This window comes from Fervidobacterium pennivorans (genome assembly GCF_001644665.1).
Lineage (GTDB): Bacteria > Thermotogota > Thermotogae > Thermotogales > Fervidobacteriaceae > Fervidobacterium > Fervidobacterium ngatamarikiense.
On sequence record NZ_CP011393.1, the window covers coordinates 1,755,506 to 1,774,762 of the forward strand.

The following is a 19,257-nucleotide window of genomic DNA, read 5'->3' on the forward strand; positions in this document are numbered from 1 at the left end:
GGGGAATTTCGATGCCAGCAGGATGTCCATCTTTGGAAAAGAACCTCAAAAATTGTACCTGCACATACCTTTCGTGTGATAAACGAGGAAAGTGTTGCGAGTGCGTGGCATACCACAGAAGCCTCGGAGAAATCCCGGGTTGCTTTTTCACCAAAGAAGGAGAGCGCACTTGGGATAGGTCTATAGAAAACTTCATCAGGGATAGGGGAAGAAAATAATGGAGAAAACTCAAAAGAAGTTGCACGAAAGAGTTATCGAAAACGTTGAGAAAGTTATCAAGGGCAAAAGTGAGCAGATAAAAATCGTGCTCGCTGCCATGTATGCGGGCGGTCACGTTCTGTTGGAAGACGTTCCCGGTGTTGGTAAAACCATACTTGCCCGGTCACTTGCAATATCTCTTGGCCTTAACTTTAAGCGCGTACAATTCACACCAGATTTACTTCCCACGGATTTGACAGGTTTGTCAATTTACGACAGGAAGACGGAAACGTTTGTTTTTAGAGAAGGCCCTGTATTTACCGATATTCTTTTAGCTGATGAAATCAACCGTGCTACACCAAGAACGCAATCGGCACTATTAGAGGCTATGGCGGAAAGGCAGGTCACGGTGGATGGTGTAACACATAAATTGTCAAACAACTTCTTCGTAATAGCGACACAAAATCCAATAGAATACGAAGGAACTTTTCCGCTTCCGGAAGCCCAGCTAGATAGATTTACAATAAGAATAAGTCTTGGGTATCCTGACAAAGAAAGCGAGATGGAAATCCTTGAATCTCAAAAAGTGAGGCATCCCATTGATGAATTGAAAGCGGTTGGAACATCAGAAGAATTTTCGAACGAGAAACTTAGAGTTAGAGAAGTCAAGATAAGTCAAGAAGTCAAGGAATACATCGTAAATATCGTCGATGCAACAAGGCGTCATGAATCGCTTAAGTATGGTTCGAGTCCGAGAGGAAGCCTTGCATTAATGCATGTCAGCATGGCGTGGGCGTATATCAACGGAAGGGACTTCGTGCTTCCAGATGATGTGAAGAAAGTAGCCCCATATGTTTTGATTCATAGAATTATTCAAAACACGGAATCGAAGATTCTAAGAGAAGCAAAAGAAGACATTCTAAACGACATTCTTGAAAAAGTACCGGTTGTTGTGGAAAAATAAATCATTTGTCTTGCTTTGAAAGTATTCGTTGAAACAATTTATCTGCGTGTTCAACAAGCTTGATGAAGTCCGACTTTATGTTCTCTATATCTTTTTGCGTTACCTCTATCTTAAACGCATACTCCACATCGACGTACTTGACAGTTAAATCCCTGAGTTCTGGAATATCAAACTTATCCAAAAGTTCATAAGGCGTTAAATGGTCGAGACCTTTGAAGAGATTTTGCCTAACAAAATGGTATGCATGGTGCACAAACTCGGCCCCAGAAAGAGTGAGAATTTCGTCGTACGAAAGATGGGTTTGATAGACTACTGGTTGATTTACAAGCGTATTCTCGGTTTGTTCTTCCTCGGTAGTTTTTTGAATTAGGAAATCGTAGTACAGCTTTCCAAGAAGTAATACGGCAAAAAGGCCTGAAACAGTTGCCAAAATCTGGAAAATGAAAAGAGCGTGATCAAAATTGGTTTTAGGTGAGGTTGCTGATGTTCTTACTTCTTCTGGGATAACTACACTCGTTGCATGACCTTGTTGGTAAGACGAATTACCAGCCATAGATTCAGATTCCAATGTGCCTTGTGACTTTAGATTGCCGATGATATCAAAAATCGTGGGGGCAAGCACAAACATGAAAAAGAGCAAAACAACCACAGTAACCCAAAAACTGGAAATTATCGACCTTCTTTGGTCTTTCGGAGCCTTCATTGTGATAGTTAAAACATAGAGCAAACCTATCGTTATAGCTACCATCGACAAAGTTTCTAACAACTTGAATAATCTCTCTCTTGCTAAATTTTCTATTTTCTCAACGAAACTTGGATTGTTGCCCTCAGCAGTTTCAGATACTTGATTGGAAAGATTCTTACTACCGTTAACTGGAACTCTTATGGTGTACTCTTCTTTTTGCTGGGCAGAATTCTCAGATACAGCACCTTCTCTCGATTGCACTACCTTGACTATGTCAAATCTCACATCAGGGAGTGGTAGTAAAAGGAATACAACGAATATAACTATAATGAGACTCACCTTTTTCGCACGCAATTTGTCCTCGAAAATGTTCTTGAATTGCGGAAGGTCTGCAAAATTAAGTAGCACGAAGGAAATGACGAAGATGAAAGACAGATAATGGTTAAAAAATGCCAGCGCTGAAAAATAAAGTGCTGTCGTCAACCATCTGTTTTGAATCCGCTCTTTAATGCTTAAAGCCAAAAGAACTATCACGAATAGATATTTTATGGAATCTGTTTTAAAAAAAGAAAGTGCGTACAGTGCTGAAAGAGCAAGAAAAATTCGAGAGATTATTTTAGATTTCAATAGAGCGTAAATAGCAAGCAACATGGTGAGGACCCAAAAATGCAAGTCCCCAAACAGTTCAGCACTTGGCATAGTTAACGAAAGGATTATCGAGGCCAAAATTAATATATTTCTTAGTGTTTCATTCATCTTCTTGTACTTTCCCATCATTTCACCTCAGTTAAGTTCTGAACTAAATCTGTGCACTGTCCGTGAGTTTCAATAAGCCTTCCATAAAGCTCGTATTTTCATGCCACACTTGAACGATAACATTTTCTTCCCGCAAGACCTTCGCGTACTGGTACAATTCCCTTATTTCAATCGGAACGTCAAAATACGACTTGAACTTCTTACTCGTTGCCTCTCTGTATCCATATGGCATAATCAAAACGATAACTCTTCCGCACCTTGTCCTTAATCTCAGCAGGCGGTCAACCTCAGACTTTGTTAAGAACATACCTATTAACAAGACCGTATCCGTTGGTTGAACAACATCTATGACGTGCTCTAAGAGTTCAGAAGTGTACTGTTCATTTTCGAGTGTTCCTTCGACTTCCGCCAAGTAATCGAAGTAAAGTACGTAATCTGCAAATGAAAGGTCGTACGTCCCCTTTGCATGAGATATCAGCAAATTAGTTTTTTCGTGCCTGTCAGAGAAGTACTTAAGTAGTCCTGCAGTCGCTTTTATTGCTTCTTCTTGGTACTTTTTGTGTATGAACTCCCAAGCCGCTTTTGAATATATGCCAGCAGGAAGATTTAAATCGAGCAGGATGAAATTTCTTGTAGTCCCTGCGTATTCGTATTCTTTAACCATCAATTCTCCCATCTTGGCACTTTGCTTCCAGTGGATCCTGTTTAGCGGCTCGCGCTCGTACTCTCGCACGTTTCTGATGTACGAGATATCTTCAACAAGCTTGTGTTTACTCTTCACAACAGGGAGCATTTCCAAAATCCTTTCCACTTCAGCTTCAGCGTGTTCAAGTCTTGGAAAGACCTTGACTTTGAAAGGCATCGGTTCTGTGATCATAATCTGAAATAGCCGTGTGAAACTCTCGATTTTTATCGTGTAATAGCCCAAATCTTTCGTTCCACGTGTTCCAAAGAACGTGTCAAATGCAAGTGAAACGCGTTCATTAGAATTTATGACAAGACGCACAGGAGCTTTCTTAACAACTGCTGGCGGAACAACTTCTACGGTCAGTGCCTTTTTACTTTCGGAAGAGATTGTTATCACTACATCAAATCGTTCATTGATAAACACACGCGTTCTTCCAGTAACGTTGGTTTTCAGGGCTTTGGAATGGAATTTTAGGGCCAAATAATCAAAAATCAGCCAACCTGATAAAATATCAAGTAACCACACGTATTTGTTGTAAACAAAAGCGCTCAGAAAAATGGAAAGAATGATTATAACATAAAACGCCGGACTCACCTTTGACCATGTTCTTCGATTTTCCTTCTTTTCCGTGCTTTTCATATCCTCCACAACCTCGCGTCAAGCTATTATTTGTACATTTCTAATGATATTAAACCACGATTTTTTGAAAAGTTCAAACCGACATAATAAATAAGTTTTCGCCACAGATGGGAGTATAATAGTGATAAAGAATAGTTTGCGCAAATCACATTTCAACGTTGCGTGGTGACTCATATATTAGTCACAAAGGAAGTGAAAGTTTGAAAGCTATTCTCTTCTATATCGGATTATTCAGTGTCTTATTCTTTGAAATGTTCCAGAATGTAGTTTTTACATTAGACTTTACTCTTTACGGTCACAGCTCTGCGGTTTGGGATTTGAAAATCGATAACGACAAGCTTTATTCAGTTGGTGCAGATGGAACACTAAAAGTGTGGAACAAAGAGCTCCTGCCACTACAGAGTATCACAACTCACGGTAGTTGGGCAAGGTGCGTTGCCGTTAACGACAAATACGTTGCTGTAGGAGGCTATAAGCCTGATAACATGATCAAGGTTTACGACAAACATACGATGAAGCTACTCCACACTCTGAAAGGGCACGCTGGATCGGTCTTTTCTCTCAATTTTTATAACACCATGCTTATCTCCGCTGGTTCTGACAATACAATAATCATCTGGAAGGATTTCAAATTGTTCAAATCTCTTAAAATCCACGACGGATGGATTAGAAAAATTGTCGTCTTCGGTAACTACCTCATCTCAGGTGATGAGAATGGAAGAATCGCTTTTTCTTCACTCGAAGACTTCAATCTTAAGCAGTCCTTCGAATTTGGTTCACAGGTGCTATCACTTCACGCGTTTAAAAATGTTTTGTATTCTGGGCTTTCTGATGGTTCGATGTATAGATTTCGCATAGAAAAGAACACAATAAGAGCTGAGAAGGTTTTATCTTTTCAATCCGCTGTTCAATCGATAGTTGATGATGGGAAATTTTTGTACGTATCGGTCGGAGGTAAGGTTATAGTTATCAGCGATGAGAGAAATATTCTTAAAACAGTGAAAGATTTGGACATTTCCGTTTCGGAGATCACAGCATTGCAGATAACTGACAACATGATATTTGCTTCGAACAGGGAAGGAGAAATACTCAAGTACTCAACTGACGGAAAATATATAAAAAAAGCTCCCAAGCATTTTTTGTCATCTGCGAAAATTCACGCAAACAAAGATACACTCGTTGTTGGTAGAGAAGATGGAACTATTGAAAGCTACAACGTATTCAGCGGTTTGATGAGGTGGAACTACAAGAATGACGGTAGTTTGAGATGTATCCTCGCACTGAATGAATCAGTTATCGTTGGAGATGCGCTTGGGAAATTGCTTGTATTAAGAAATGGCAAAGTCGAAGCCTCCTTTAGCAACGAAGATGCGATTATAAGCTGTACTCCTGATTCATCAGGAAAGAACGTAATCTACCTTGGCAGCCGTGGAAAGATCTTAACTTTGGAAAACATCAAAGGCAAATGGACACTGAGGACGATTTCGAAAATTTCAGAAGAATGGAGCACGTCAATACACGATGATGGAGAAATCCTTTACTTTGGCACCAACATCGGTAATGTTTACATGCTCGACAAAAAGAATTACCAAGCGAAATTGATAAAGTTTTACCCCAGCGCGGTTGTAAAGATCGCCAAAATTAGCAATCGTATTGTCGTCTTCTATTTTGATGGGACGTATGCTTTATTTGATGGTAAGTCTTGGAACTTTCAAAAAAGTGATGTATTTCCGTTATACACTGGGTTGGTTGGGGATTCACAGATGTACTTAGGTGGTTCGAAATTAAAAATTGGCAATGAAGCTTTAGAATTTGAAGCCTTTGTAGTCGACCTTGCAAATTTACCGGGAACTCGTCACAGTTTCTTTGCAAGCTTATCAAACGGTGTTGTTCTTCAAATTGAAAATGGGAATGTAGTTCGAAGATTTTCAGGTCAATTAGGTGCAATTTCAACGATTTACGCAAATGGTGTGGTTGCTTGCGGTCATGAAGACGGAAAGGTGACATTGTGGACTTACAATGTTAAGCAAAACACATTTCAGTTAACGATGGTCCTTGATGACCACATTGATTCAGTGAAGAGTGTTGCAAGCTACAAAAACTATGTAATATCTGCTTCGAACGATAGAACTATTAAGATATGGGATTTCAAAACCGGAAAGCTGGTCAATATGCTTATAGGTCATAGTGGTTATGTGTGGAGTATATTAGTAGTTGGTGATATACTTGTAAGTGGTGGGTGGGATGGAAAAGTCATCTTGTGGGATTTGAAGACCTTTCAAAAGCTGAAAACTTACGAATTCCCAAAACTTTCTTTCACCGATATTTTTGCTCTGTCGGAAGAGGAGATATATTTAACAACACTGGAAGGTTTCGTTGTTAGGATTTACAAAGGTCAAACGAAGAAGGTTAAAATCTCCGAACAAACCTTATGGTCTATTGACAGTAACTACGTGGGCAATTTGGCATCATCTAAAGTCAGGATATACACTGCTGGTTGGGATGGCAGGGTGTATATTCTCGATAAGGAACTAAAGAAAATTGGTGAATTCAGATGTCATAACTCGACTATATTTAAAGTCATACATTTTGACCAAAAACTTTTCACAGCTGGGACTGACAATCTGATTAAAGTATGGGACTTGACTGGAGATGAACCAAAAAATATTGGTGTTTATTCGAAATTCCGGCAGTCGATACTCTCCGTTGCACTTTCGAAAACGCTTGGAAAATTGATAACAACCGATGGCGAGAATCTAATTTCCGTGGATTTGGGAGACATTCCTAAATAAAAACAAATAAAGTATGGGAGGTAAAGACAGCTATGGAAAGGACGATAACAACAGAGGTGATTTTCAACGGCATGTTGCTTACAGTACTGAGAGATGAAGTAGTTTTAGAAAACGGTGCGATGAGTATTCGCGAACATGTTCTTCATCCCGGTGCGGTCGCGGTGGTTCCTGTAACAAGCGATGGAAAAGTTATTCTTGTTGAGCAATATCGGTATCCGATAAAGCAAAAGCTCTTGGAAATTCCCGCTGGAAAATTTGACAAACCAGGTGAAGATGTATTAGAATGCGCTAAGCGCGAGCTGGCAGAGGAGACTGGATACACAGCAAGAAGGTACACGTACTTGGGGTATATCTACACGACACCGGGTTTTTCAAACGAAATCATTCATCTTTACCTGGCACAAGACCTAGTTCCCGGACATTCGAATCCAGACGAAGACGAAATTCTTGAAGTTCGAATTGAGGATTTGGAAGAGGTCGTGAAGAAATGTATAAATGGGGAGATAACGGATGCAAAAACAGTGGCTGGAGTCTTAAGAGCCTATTTCAAGTTAAGAGGTGAAAAGTGATGGTAAAAGTTGTCGTAAACGGTGAAGAAAAGCTTTTCAACGCACAAGATTTTGAGAACTTCAGCGCTTTACTAAAAACTATCGTCACTGAAGGGAAAGTTTTGAAAAGCTTAAAGATTAACGGTAAAGAAATTCCTGTTGCCTACGTAGAGGAACTCAAAAGCGCAAAGTTAGATGAAGAATTACTAATAGAAATTGAGACACAAGATGCGGTTTCTTTTTTAAAAGAGACATTACAGGATGTATTAGGTTATATCCGACATGTTAAGGAACTCTTGCCACAAGTAGCGAATAGCATAATTACGGGGAATGAAGCTGGATGGAAGGCAATAAAGGACTTATCAGAAGGTTTAGCAGCGGTTGAAAACTTAAGAAGTTCGACAAATCAGATAACGAAATTAAACGAAAGCGAACTGGCTCTTACAATAGAAAGAAACGAAGTATCAAACATTCTCAGAGAAATGTTGGAAGCGCTTGATAAAAGAGATGTATTTGAAATCTCCGATGTTGTGGAAAATAAAATACCAATAGTCTTAGACTACTATATTGAGTATTTCACAAAGGTATTGGAAGCAATAGCAAAGGTAAATTGATTCATCCATTAGTTAATTCGCGAAATATTAAAGGGAGGTATTCTGAATGGACTATATTGAACAGATGGTTTTAACTGCGAGTCCTGCCAAGCTTATAGAACTGCTCTTGCAAAAGGCAATAAGTGTCATAGATGAGGCAAAGAACTACATAGACGAAAAAGACTACAACAATGCGAATGCAAAGATTGTTAGGGCTCAAGATATAGTAATGGAACTAAATTTGGCACTCGATATGGAAAAAGGTGGAGAAATAGCCAAGAATCTTAGAGCTCTTTACAATTACATGTACAGAACACTAGTTGAGGCAAACATCAAAAAAGATAAAAAGATGCTTGATGATGTGAAATCGTTGCTCGAGGATTTACTCTCAACTTGGAGAGAAGCTATGAAATTGGCAGGAAGCACCGCTAGTCAGATTGATGTTAACAAACCAAGGATAAATCTAACTTACTGATTTTTCGGAGAATATGTTATCAATACCAAAGGACGGATGTGAAAATGAAGATATCGTATATTCTTTCAAACGTGCTTTTTTTAGGGTTTGTTGTTAGCCTTGTTGTAGCTATTGTTTTTTTCGAAATCGGATTAAGGGCTTTTAGAAACTCAAACGAAAAGAAATCAAAAGAAAGCAATTCTTTAGGGTTTAGATGGCTTTTTTATGCAGGAATATTACTTGCTCTTTCTGTCGTATTTTCTTTAATTAAATTCTGATGCTATTTTTCTTCGTAGATTGTGATATAATGAAATAGTAGTCAAGAAAAACTTGGGGGTGAACCTATGGAACTCAAGTTCCTTACTTTTTACCTAGGCGAAGAAGTTTTTGCAATTAATATCATGAAGGTTGAGCGTGTTAAAGAGTACGAAAAGACGACCAAAATACCAAACATTGCGGATTTTGTAGAAGGAATTATTAACCTCATGGGTGAAATCGTTCCTATTATTAATTTGAGAAAAAAGTTCTTGATGAGTGACTTTACAAACAAAGAGAAGTCAAAGATTATTGTTGTTAAACTCGAAAATGGTAAGAAAGTAGGATTACTTGTAGACGATGTCAGAGAAGTGTTAACGGTTACCGAGGATATGATCGATGAACCTCCTGCACACGTAGCGGGTATGGCTAGTGCAAAATTCATATCGGGTGTTATAAAGCTGGAAAACGAGATGGTGTTAACCCTTGAAGTTGATAATTTGTTGACAACCGAAGAAAAGATTGCGTTGGCAAATGTAGGATAAAACATTTTATCTCAAAATTCTTTGGTTCAACCCACGACTTGAAAAAATACAAAGATATGATAAAATCTATCATGCGCATTTTAGAAATAAAAATGGGTGTGTAGCTCAGTGGAAGAGCACTTCCCTCACGAGGAAGGGGTCGTAGGTTCAATTCCTACCACACCCACCACAACTGAAAAGAGCGGCTTTTAAGCCGCTCTTTTTCTATAATTGATGAGTTTTTACCTGTTTTCTTCATTTCTTATTCGTCCACACGAGCCAAAGGTTTCTTATCACAGAAAAGATAAGATAAATGACCAACGCGACAAGGAGAGTTGTAATTTCTCTATAAAACACGATATAAATTGGAGCTTTTATGTGACAAAACGAATTGAAAATAGATATAAACCCGAACGTCCCAAAGAATGTCAATATACCACTAATAAATTCATTCTCGATATCGCCGGCGACAAAAAACATCGGTAAAAAGATGAGTTCTTTTATTCTTGGTCTTATTATAAATATGTTCTCGAGAGTAAGACGTATCTTTTCCTCAATATCAAGGACATAGCCGTAATTACCGCTACGCATAAGCATATACACTATAGCAACTCCACCAATGATACCCGTGGTAACAATATGCCATCGTTTAATCGAACTTTTTTGATAAAGTTCTCTAAATGTAAGTAATCCAACCACTAAAGGTAACAGAACAAGGGAGACTTTAACCCCCCTATAGACTTCTAAATCGTTCAAATACTCGTATGAATATAGCGAAAAGTTAGTGAGTAACCCCAGCATAAAAACGCTTGCTACCTTTGTAAACCTGTTATTGGATGAAAAGTAAGCCGCTAATGTTCCAAAAATGCTGATGATAGAAACAAACAGCCAGTATTGTTTGAAAAGTGCGAATCCAAGAATTGTAAAAGGTGCTTGGAGAGCAACAAATACACCCAGAAGTATTCCTGAGATTTTTGAATTCCAATTTGTGTTATCAGGCATCGGGATTTCTGACTGCACCTGGAAAAAATTACCAAAAGATTCTAAAGCCTCTTCTGTGATTTGTGATTTTGGTAAAACTATGACATCAACGCTTCTTTCCATAACGGCTCGCCAGAGTCGTTTGAAAAGCGAATAAGAGTCATATCTGGACAGTTCTTTTGGCTTTACGTAATGAACTTTCACAATCTTTTTGTAGCCTGTTGTTTTGTAGAAATTTCTGACAAAGTCTGCATCTCCATAAAACTCCATAATCCCTACATACCTTGACTCTACCTTTTTGTAAAATTCTTCGGGTTTTTCTTTCATTCCTTCCAGCGGTATGATAATTTTTACTTTATCATTGATTTTTTCGCTTCCGGTGTAAAACAATATTGAAGGGTCGTCATCAAAAAACACAGAAACGGTTAAGTTATTTTTATCATTTGGTATCCTAAGGAATATAAACACCGATAGAACAAGAGCAAAAACTGTGAGAATTATATTAATATAAGTCTCATTTTTTGCAAATAGTGGAAGTTTCAAAACTAATCACCTTCCGCTTCCAGAAGTTTTAAAACGACTTTCAAGTCTTGGCTCAGGGGTGCTTCAAATCTATAATGTTTCCCATGAAAATCGAAAGCCATCTCCTTGCAATGTAAAAAGTGCCTTTTCAAGCCGTATTTTTTTGAAAAGGCTCTGTTCAATCTAAAATCACCATAATCGTTGTCACAGACTATCGGGAACCCTTTCATCGAAAGATGCTTTCGTATTTGATGCTTCCTACCAGTTTCGATGTTAACATCAAGCAGCGTTAGACTGATATCTTTTCCTTCGAGCTTAGTGGTAAATTTACGGACCGGTCTTATATGCGTAACTGCTTCTTGGTCGTCAATTGGTATATCTATTGTTGTAGATTTTGGGGAACCAAATACTAAAGCCACGTAATTCTTCTCCACATCACGAGACGAAATCATTTCACTGATTTCCCTTGCTACTTGCCTACTTTTTGCAACAATCATGACACCTGATGTTTCTTTATCCAATCTATGCACCAGAAAAGGTTCAAAACCTTTCGTCGTTCCATAATGTTTTAAACCTTCTATCAACGAAGGTTTGTGAACATTCTTTCCAGGATGTACAGAAACACCGGCTGGTTTGTTGATGGCTATAATGTTCTCGTCTTCGAATATGATATCTAAGTTCATTTTTACTGGCTTGATTTCTTTATATTCACGTGTATATTTGGACAAATCTTCGTTTCTGATTTCCACTCTATCCCCTATCTCTATCTTCACAGAAGGTTCTTTAACCCTTCTCTCATTTAGATAAACTTTTCCTGTTCTTATGAGTTTGTATATTGCACTTAAAGGCACATTTTTCAGGACATTCCTCAAAAATTTATCAATTCTCGAGAAATAGTTATCTTCGTTTACTATCCATGAGTTCTTTACCAAGACATTTGGTAAGCTGTCTTTTCGGGATGCGTTTTCCATACTTTTCATTTGCCCCTCTCTACGCTTACAATAGATGTTTATCAAGAAGTTCGGAAACTATTGTTGATGGTAAACTTGAAAATTTCCTAAAATTTTGTTCGTATTCAATTTGCGCGTGTTCCTCACTTGTGTCAACAATAACCTTTAGAGCGCAGAATTCCACACCGTTTTGGTAACACACTTTTGCTATTGCAGCGCTATCCATATCAACAGCAAATGCCCCGTATTTTTCAAATAGCCTTCTTTTAAGCTCCCTATCACTAACTATAAGGTCCCCGCTTACGATGGGACCGAAATGTATCTTGTCGTAAACATCCGCAATCTTTTCCAAAAGTTTTGAAGAACTTTCTATCCCAAATGTGTTGGGGGATTGAAAATCGTGTTCATAAAAAACGGTACCACAAATTAAATCTCCTATTCTTAGCTCCGGATGAATTGCTCCGGCAGAACCACAATGAATTATGTAGCTGGGCCTAAATCTATCAATTATAGCTTGCGCTATCATAGCACTCTCAACTTTACCGACAAAACCATATATTGTGACTACTTCGTTACCTCCAACAATCCCCCTTGAAAAATTTCTCTTCACAAGTTCACCATTTTCGAGTAGTGGTAGCATTTCTCGAAAAACTCCAATTATCTCTTCTTTTAAAACACCGGTAACAACCACCATAAAAATCACCTCAACAAACCATTGACCTAAAGATTTTAGGTCCGTTTCTGATTATCTCTTTAACCTACTGAACCTAATTCTTCCACCCATCATTTATTTTCCGCCCCTAATAGCTATGTGGAGCTCTACATCCTCAGTAATGAATAAACTAACTGGAAGTTTTATTATCAAACCTTCGGCAGTAATCTTCATGTCCCTACCAGTAATCACCGTTGGAGGTGTGATATCTATTTTGTATCCAAGCTTTTCAAGATTCATAGCGATACTCCCGGAAGTCATGTTTCCTAATTCGCCTATAGCACTTAATGACAGCTCATCAAGAGTGTTGTATTCCATTCCCATCATTTTCGAGACAATTTTTAGAGCAGTTTCTTCGTTAAATGAATAAACAAAGTTTCCTTCAATGTCGCCGAGAAAACCAATTACTGTAACTATATTGTACTTTGGGGTTATATCTTTTACAGCTTGAGGTTTACCAAATTGTGCTTGCATCTGCAAGACTGCCTCGTATGTACCCTGTGCCGCTGCCAAAACTGAGTTAACAATCCTCACATCAACCATTTTTCAGCACCTCCCAAAACTTCTCAAAATCAGTATCGTAAGTTAACTTACCATGCTTACCCTCTGAAACTTCCTTGAAAAAGAGTGTCTTTGCTTTTTCATAATCAACTTGCCCGCCTTTTTTCAATAGCCCTCGAGAACGTCCGTATTCCTCCAAGAATTGAACGATATCTTTTTGGACCCCTGCCGCAGAAGCATAAATTTTAAAAGCGTAGTCAAAGATTTCATCATCGACGTTTTCAATAGGTAAAGAACCTATAAGCAATAGTTTGGCTGCTATATCTTTTGAAAATATCTCTGAAAACAGTATCCCGGGTGAATCCAAAACAGTAAGTCCTTCGACATTGACCCATTGGACACCACGAGTAATACCAGGCTGAGCTCCTGTTTTTGCTTTGTGCCTGCCAAGTATCTTATTTATTATTGTTGATTTTCCAACATTCGGAACACCGACAACTGCTATCCTTGGATTTGCATACTTTGTGGGGACAGATTTTAGAAAGGTCAGTAGTTCTTTTCTTTTCGTATCCTTGTTAACAAGAAGTGTCGGATACAACTTCGCTATCTCACAAGCCCATTTCTTATTATATTCAGAATCCGCTAAGTCTGTTTTATTAAGCAAAAAGACTCGCTGTTTATCTTTGAAGATTTTCATCTCAAAACTCGTGGTTGCAACAGGTGCACGTGCATCAAGCACAATAACAACGATATCTATCTTTTTCAGATTTTCTCTGATTTGTCTTTTAGCTTTTTGAACGTGACCCGGATACCAAGCTCTGACATGTTCATTGGACTGATTGCTCACTTACTTTAACCTCCATCTTCTGTAATCTCATCGCTTAATTATCTACTTACTCGGGACAACGAGAGTCCCTACATTTTCACCACGAATAGCCCTAAGTAAGTTGTTATCCTCGAAAAAGTTCATAACAAGGATTTTCATTTGATACCGTTTACAAATAGAAAATGCTTCCGTGTCCATGATTTTTAAATCTTTCTCGATAGCCTCATCGTAGGTTATTACATTATATTTTACTGCATCGTTATATATCTTCGGGTCCTTGTCGTAAATTCCCGAAACTTTTGTCCCCTTTATCAGCAATTCCGCTTTCATCTCAACCGCCCTGAGTGCAGCTCCAGTGTCCGTCGTAAAGAATGGGTTACTTGTTCCACCAGCAAAAATAACAATATACCCCGCATCAAAGTAAAGATCAATATCATCGTAGTTTATCAACTTTACACTTGGTAAGGTGACAATTTGAGAAACCACCACAGTTCTGATACCTGCGTTTTCAAATCTATCTTTCAAATACAATGCATTAATAACCGTACCTAACATTCCAATCTGATCTGATATCGTTGGTCTTACACCTTCGAAATCCCTTCCTCTAAAAAGATTGCCTGCACCAATCACAATTCCCAGTTTCACTCCGTATTCAGAAACTTTCTTTATTTCTCTGATAAGGTAATTAACATGCTCTTCGTTAAAACCTTTCTGCGCTTCTCCACTGAGTACCTCGCCACTTAACTTGAGAAGAACTCGTTTGTACATTCATCATCCCTCCAAGAGTATGACGTTCTTTTTATCGCTGAAAAATTCGAGCACCCTTCTATCGCTCGTCATCAATATTATCTGCCTCAATTCCGATTCTTCATTTAAGTATTCACACACTCTTTTCAGTCTGTCGTCATCCAAACGTATCAAAGTGTTATCTATGACCAATGGTAAACTCCCATCATAGAACGTCTTATAAAGAGCATTTTTAATACAAAATATCAGTAAGTCCTTCGTAGAACCGCTTAAAAATTCGTTGGGGTCCTTCATATCCCCTTCAACAATTAGTCTCACAGTCAAATCTGGTAATACTACAAAATTCTTCTCAACACCTGAAACTTTTACAAACAGTCTGGCAAATTCATCACTGAATATTTTATGGTAACTTTCGATGAAATTTGTAAGCCTTTCGTTAAGGAACTTATTTATCTCCGGTATTTCGTTAATCAAATTCGATATTATTTTCGCCTTCAACTTAGACTCGTCCAATTTTTCAATTAACGCTTGGAGTTGCTTGAAGTCAATTTCGATACCTTCATAAAGGTTTTTCATCTCTTTGAACTCATTCAAGAGGGTATCTTTAGCTAAATAAAGTTCACGAAGTGCGGCTTTTGTCTGACTTATGGAAGGATCAAGGTCCTCATTTTCTCTCTCTTCAACAGCTTTTTGCAATTCGACACTTAACGTTTTTTTAGCATTCTTTAATTCTTGGTAGTGCTCAAAGTGAGATTTAAAAGTTTCAACCTGTTCCTTGGTTATGCCAAATTTACCTAAAATCTCGTCCAAATTTTCGGCTACAGTCTTATATTCTCTTTGAACAGACAAATATTCCCCACGAAGCTGGGACAGTCTTCTCTCGAGCGATTCCTTTTCGTAAAGTAACTCTTGAACTTCGCCAAATGTTCTTTGCAAATTTTCAACAGCGGAAACTATCATCTGTGCTGCACCTGTGACACCAAACTTCAAAAGTTCTTTGATAACTTCCTGCTCGATATCTTTGAGTTCATTGAGCATCCTTTGTCTCTCTACATTCTGTGCCTTCCATTCTAAAAACTCTGTATATTTTTTCCTCAGTTGCTTAATGTTGGTTATACCGTAATTTGCAAGCACTTTCCAAACGGACGGTTGCTGTGGCTGTTTCATTGACACTTCAACTAAGCGTTCTTGAAGTACCTCTACGAAAGCCATCTTTCTCTTCCAATTGAACATAAGGAAGACGGCTAATGCCAAGAACACTACGGCAGGAGTATACATGAAGAGTGATATTCCTTTAAAAAGAAGTCCAAGAACAAACAAAACAATACCCGCACTTGCTGAAACTATTGACAAATCTTTCGAATATTTAGCCGTCTGCTCATTTCTCTCTATTTCGTTTTGCAGGCTCAGTTTAGTAGATTCTATTTCGTTTATAGCTTCTTTGTATCTTTGTTCCTCTTCTTCTGCTCGTTCTAAAATGTTCTCATTTTCAAGAAACAGTTTCCAAAGCGGGTCCTCATCAACCACGTTTCTGACTCTTTCATTGTACATCTTGGTAAGCAACGAAAGATGTTTCAAGCGTAAGCCAACGCTTTCTAAATCATCAACGGAAGACACTCCAAGTTGTTTGAGCTTTTCCTCAATGCTTCTGTCTTTCTTCTGAAGTACTTCCTTCAATTTTTCTTGCTCTGTTTCCAAAGCTTTCAAACGAGCCTTTATGGAATTTAATTTGTAAATAAGATTCTGAGCTTCTTCGACGACAGCAGTATCTAACGATTCAATCCATAGATACTTCGTTAGTTCTGTTTCTATAGCCTCTATGTTCCTTTTAAGCTGTGATATCTTTGTCTCAAGTTCTGATTTCTTTGCAGTTCTAAGTTTTTCCAAATTGTTTTCTGAAGCATTAATCTGTTCTTCCAAGTCTTTTATTCGCTTCTCCACATTCTTCATCTTCACAAACAATGTATTCTTCTTATTTATCTTTTCCTCAACACCCGATATCATTTCCTCCGTTTTACGAATCTCTTCCGAGAGCGCTACCAAACATTTGTTCAAGTCCAGCGTCTGAATTCTTTTTATTGCCTCTCTTAGGATACGTCCTTCAGATGTTTTCTCGGTCTTTTTCTTAAGTGTGCTCTCCAAAATGCCTCTATCAACTTTTACAGCTTCAAGCTCGTCATCTTCCATTATAAACGCTACACTTTCAAGCAAGTTGATATCGTACTTTGGTACTTCTGAGTTATCTTCACCAAACACATACTTCCCATCGGACGTTTCTAAATACCCACCAAAGATGTTATGCCCCCATGGCCTGTATTTGAGCGCTTCGTTGCTGGGTTTTCCCAGCGTGTATAACAAAAATTTTGCTAGAGTGGTTTTACCACTCTCGTTAGGTCCAAAGACGATGTTCAACCCTGGTCCGAATTTGAATGAAGTATTAACAAATTTTCCGAATCCGTCTATTTGTGCTTTTTTTATAAGCATATTTCTTCACCCCGGATAAGTTTCAGCACAATGTAACGTTGATTAGCAGTTTTGAGAGAATTAACCAATTCGGATTCAAAGAAACTCTTAGGAAGGATTTCTACTTTAAATCCTCTAAACTTATCTTCTAAATCTTTTTCCGTAAGGTTTTCGAGCAAATATAGGCATGTAGTGTAGTCACATTTAAGAGCATTTTCGCTTTCCACTTTAACCAAACCTATTGTTTCAACAGAATCAACAGCAGTTACTCTTCCATCAATACGAACATGAGGGAGATTGTTAATAGGAGAGCTGTTGAAATCGAGGAGCTTATTTTCCAAGTCAATGTCAAAGTTTTCGAAGATATTTTCAAGGATTTTATATACTTCTTCCAAAAGTCCAAAGCGACCAAGAGCATTGTAAAACACAAATTTCGAGTTCGGATACATTTTCGCAAGCTGGACCAAGAATTTCAGTTTGCATTGAAATATCTGTTCTTGAAATTCTGAAAATCCTTCGTAATACTCAAAAAGAGAAATGTTGTTGACCTCGACGACCACTTTGTATTCCTCCCAACGAAATGTTTTGTTCAGACTTACAAAAGTTCAGCGGCTAAGCTTGCTAATTCCGACCTCTCACCTTTTTTCAAAAAGATATGGGCTGCGATAGGTTTTCCTAGAAATCTTGAAGCAGCGTAAACCAATCCATTACTACTTTCGTCAAGATAAGGTGTGTCTATCTGGTACGGGTCACCGGTTAGAACCACTTTTGTCCCTTCCCCCGCTCTTGTGAGTATAGTCTTAACCTCCAAAGGAGTTAAGTTTTGAGCCTCGTCGATGATTATAAACTGGTTTGGAATAGACCTTCCTCTTATGTACGTTAGCGCCTCGAGCTCAACAATTTCTTTTTTCATAATTTCTTTTAAACTAACATTGTTCAATCTACATAAATACTCGAGGTTGTCCATAACACCACTCATCCAAGGAGAAATCTTCTCTTCAAGAGCACCTGGAAGATACCCTATGTCCTTACCACCCATCGGTATCAATGGCCTTGCGACTATTATTCGCTCGTACAAACCCTCCACAAGCGTTTTTTGCAGTGCGGCTGCAAGCGTAAGGAATGTTTTTCCTGTTCCTGCTATACCAATCAACGAAACTAGCTTTATATCATCATCTAATAGTGCGTCTAAAGCAAAGAGCTGTTCTTTGTTTCTTGGACTGACACCAAACACTTTTGATTTAAGGTTTATCTGCACAAAATCTTGACCACTGAACCTGAAGAAACCTTCTTTGCTTTCAACGTACTCGTTAACATAAAGTTTTTCTACATTCAGTTCTTTCAAAGAATCAACAGAAACATAACCTACGGGCAAAAGAGATAAATCACTTTTGTCCGTTAGATAGTCTTCCGCCTGTAAACCGAGAGCTAATGCCTTTAAACGTAAGCTTATGTCTTTTGATACTATTATCGTGGGTTCTGTTCTTGTGGTTTTTAAAAACATTGCGTAGCTCAATATCCAATTGTCCACATACTTTTCAAATAAAAATTTCACCTGGTGTCTATCAAAATCACTCTCACTAAGCACCGGTATTATTATTCTGCCACCGCTTTCTAACTTAACTCCATCGTGAAGGTTACCTTTCTTGCGTAGTTCCTCCAAGACCCTAATAGCCGTTCTAGCGCTTTTCCCAACTCGGCCTTGTTCCTTTTTGAGCTTATCTAACTCTTCTATGACAGGCAGAGGGATAAAAACGTTGTTATCCTCAAAAGAATATATAGCTTCCGGGTCATGTATCAAAACATTAGTGTCTAAAACGTAATTTTTGACCATTAGTATTCCCTCCCCATCCACCGCCTCAAAAACTCGTGGATTCTCTCCCAGCCAAACATATCAAAAAACTTTATAAACACATTTGCGGTCACTAGTGCATCATCATATGCTCTGTGTGTAACCTTGTGTGCAATCCCCATTTCCATTGCCAATGTCTCCAGCTTTTTCCCCCTGCCGTAGACCGTTTTTGAAATCTCCAGGGTATCTATGTAATATACATCTAATGGTAACTGTCCGACTTCTTTTGCAGCATAATCAAGAAAAGTCAAATCAAAACGTGCGTTATGGAAGACTAGCACAGTATCTCTGGAATACTTTCTAACAACGGCCAGTATATCCTCTAACCCAGGAGCACTTTGTATGTCCTTTATTGAAATTTTGTGTACACTCTGTGCGTAAGTTTGTATACCGACTTTTGGATTGACCAAAGATGTGTAAATCCAATCTTTAACTATTTTTCCCTTGTATATTGGCACAATTGCAATTTCGATAATACGGTCTCCACCAGACGGGTCTATTCCCGTCGTTTCTATATCAACAGCGCAATACACGTTGTCATCCCATGCCACGACTCGGTTCTCCTTTTCATTTTAGTTCATTTTAATCTTTCCACTACTACTGTTGC

20 protein-coding genes and 1 tRNA gene are annotated in these 19,257 nt (G+C 38.3%); 9 read left to right on the top strand and 12 right to left on the bottom strand.

Annotated elements, in window-relative coordinates:
- Window positions 1-11: 11 nt before the first annotated feature.
- Window positions 12-218 (top strand): DUF6485 family protein, encoded by a 207-nt coding sequence (locus JM64_RS10185; protein WP_014451575.1) that lies wholly within the window; start codon window positions 12-14, stop codon window positions 216-218.
- The gene (locus tag JM64_RS08110; protein ID WP_145974449.1) at window positions 218-1,162 is read left to right on the top strand and encodes an AAA family ATPase; all 945 of its coding nucleotides are present in this window, start codon (window positions 218-220) and stop codon (window positions 1,160-1,162) included. Before JM64_RS10185 ends, JM64_RS08110 begins: the two co-directional genes overlap by 1 nt.
- A 1-nt stretch (window position 1,163) precedes the next feature.
- On the opposite strand, the gene JM64_RS08115 is transcribed toward JM64_RS08110, so the two are convergent.
- The gene (locus tag JM64_RS08115) at window positions 1,164-2,621 is read right to left on the bottom strand and encodes a hypothetical protein (protein ID WP_064012194.1); all 1,458 of its coding nucleotides are present in this window, start codon (window positions 2,619-2,621) and stop codon (window positions 1,164-1,166) included.
- A gap of 25 nt (window positions 2,622-2,646) precedes the next feature.
- Window positions 2,647-3,930: a DUF58 domain-containing protein gene (locus tag JM64_RS08120; protein ID WP_064012195.1), complete on the bottom strand. Its 1,284-nt coding sequence runs from the start codon at window positions 3,928-3,930 to the stop codon at window positions 2,647-2,649.
- Window positions 3,931-4,130: 200 nt separating this feature from the next.
- On the opposite strand from JM64_RS08120, the gene JM64_RS08125 reads away from it, so the two are divergent.
- The 7 genes from JM64_RS08125 to JM64_RS08155 all read left to right on the top strand — a co-directional run bounded on the left by JM64_RS08125 (window position 4,131) and on the right by JM64_RS08155 (window position 9,286).
- Window positions 4,131-6,722, top strand: coding sequence for a PQQ-binding-like beta-propeller repeat protein (locus JM64_RS08125; protein WP_064012196.1), 2,592 nt, complete (start codon window positions 4,131-4,133; stop codon window positions 6,720-6,722).
- Between the two features lie 32 nt (window positions 6,723-6,754).
- The gene (locus tag JM64_RS08130) at window positions 6,755-7,291 is read left to right on the top strand and encodes an NUDIX domain-containing protein (RefSeq protein WP_064012197.1); all 537 of its coding nucleotides are present in this window, start codon (window positions 6,755-6,757) and stop codon (window positions 7,289-7,291) included.
- Complete coding sequence (locus JM64_RS08135) at window positions 7,291-7,884, top strand: hypothetical protein (RefSeq protein WP_064012198.1); 594 nt, start codon at window positions 7,291-7,293, stop codon at window positions 7,882-7,884. Before JM64_RS08130 ends, JM64_RS08135 begins: the two co-directional genes overlap by 1 nt.
- Window positions 7,885-7,930: 46 nt before the next feature.
- Window positions 7,931-8,338, top strand: a complete 408-nt coding sequence (gene fliS / locus JM64_RS08140) for a flagellar export chaperone FliS (RefSeq protein ID WP_014451582.1) — start codon at window positions 7,931-7,933, stop codon at window positions 8,336-8,338.
- A 44-nt stretch (window positions 8,339-8,382) separates the two neighbouring features.
- Complete coding sequence (locus tag JM64_RS08145; RefSeq protein ID WP_064012199.1) at window positions 8,383-8,595, top strand: hypothetical protein; 213 nt, start codon at window positions 8,383-8,385, stop codon at window positions 8,593-8,595.
- Between the two features lie 66 nt (window positions 8,596-8,661).
- The gene (locus JM64_RS08150) at window positions 8,662-9,117 is read left to right on the top strand and encodes a chemotaxis protein CheW (RefSeq protein ID WP_064012200.1); all 456 of its coding nucleotides are present in this window, start codon (window positions 8,662-8,664) and stop codon (window positions 9,115-9,117) included.
- Window positions 9,118-9,211: 94 nt separating this feature from the next.
- A tRNA-Val gene (locus JM64_RS08155) sits at window positions 9,212-9,286 on the top strand.
- 65 nt (window positions 9,287-9,351) lie between these two features.
- Here the strand turns inward: JM64_RS08155 and JM64_RS08160 are convergent.
- The 10 genes from JM64_RS08160 to JM64_RS08205 form a co-directional block, all read right to left on the bottom strand.
- The gene (locus tag JM64_RS08160) at window positions 9,352-10,620 is read right to left on the bottom strand and encodes a DUF5693 family protein (RefSeq protein ID WP_064012201.1); all 1,269 of its coding nucleotides are present in this window, start codon (window positions 10,618-10,620) and stop codon (window positions 9,352-9,354) included.
- Between the two features lie 2 nt (window positions 10,621-10,622).
- The gene (locus tag JM64_RS08165) at window positions 10,623-11,570 is read right to left on the bottom strand and encodes an RluA family pseudouridine synthase (protein ID WP_156487954.1); all 948 of its coding nucleotides are present in this window, start codon (window positions 11,568-11,570) and stop codon (window positions 10,623-10,625) included.
- Window positions 11,571-11,595: 25 nt separating this feature from the next.
- Window positions 11,596-12,243, bottom strand: coding sequence for a 5'-methylthioadenosine/S-adenosylhomocysteine nucleosidase (mtnN, locus tag JM64_RS08170; RefSeq protein WP_064012202.1), 648 nt, complete (start codon window positions 12,241-12,243; stop codon window positions 11,596-11,598).
- A 93-nt stretch (window positions 12,244-12,336) separates the two neighbouring features.
- Window positions 12,337-12,804, bottom strand: a complete 468-nt coding sequence (locus JM64_RS08175) for a chemotaxis protein CheX (protein WP_064012203.1) — start codon at window positions 12,802-12,804, stop codon at window positions 12,337-12,339.
- Entirely contained in the window at window positions 12,797-13,609 is an 813-nt protein-coding gene (locus JM64_RS08180; protein WP_064012204.1) for a GTPase, read from the bottom strand. The genes JM64_RS08175 and JM64_RS08180 overlap by 8 nt, the downstream gene beginning before the upstream one ends.
- 42 nt (window positions 13,610-13,651) lie before the next feature.
- A complete protein-coding gene (pyrH, locus tag JM64_RS08185; protein WP_064012205.1) occupies window positions 13,652-14,356 on the bottom strand; it encodes a UMP kinase in 705 nt (234 codons plus the stop codon).
- Between the two features lie 3 nt (window positions 14,357-14,359).
- Window positions 14,360-16,819 carry an ATP-binding protein gene (locus JM64_RS08190; RefSeq protein ID WP_064012206.1) on the bottom strand — a complete coding sequence of 820 codons (2,460 nt, stop codon included), beginning with the start codon at window positions 16,817-16,819 and terminating at the stop codon, window positions 14,360-14,362.
- Complete coding sequence (locus tag JM64_RS08195; protein WP_064012207.1) at window positions 16,810-17,358, bottom strand: hypothetical protein; 549 nt, start codon at window positions 17,356-17,358, stop codon at window positions 16,810-16,812. Before JM64_RS08195 ends, JM64_RS08190 begins: the two co-directional genes overlap by 10 nt.
- Window positions 17,359-17,393: 35 nt before the next feature.
- A complete protein-coding gene (locus JM64_RS08200) occupies window positions 17,394-18,632 on the bottom strand; it encodes a PhoH family protein (protein ID WP_064012208.1) in 1,239 nt (412 codons plus the stop codon).
- The gene (locus JM64_RS08205; RefSeq protein WP_064012209.1) at window positions 18,632-19,201 is read right to left on the bottom strand and encodes a 3'-5' exonuclease; all 570 of its coding nucleotides are present in this window, start codon (window positions 19,199-19,201) and stop codon (window positions 18,632-18,634) included. The genes JM64_RS08200 and JM64_RS08205 overlap by 1 nt, the downstream gene beginning before the upstream one ends.
- Window positions 19,202-19,257: the final 56 nt, after the last annotated feature.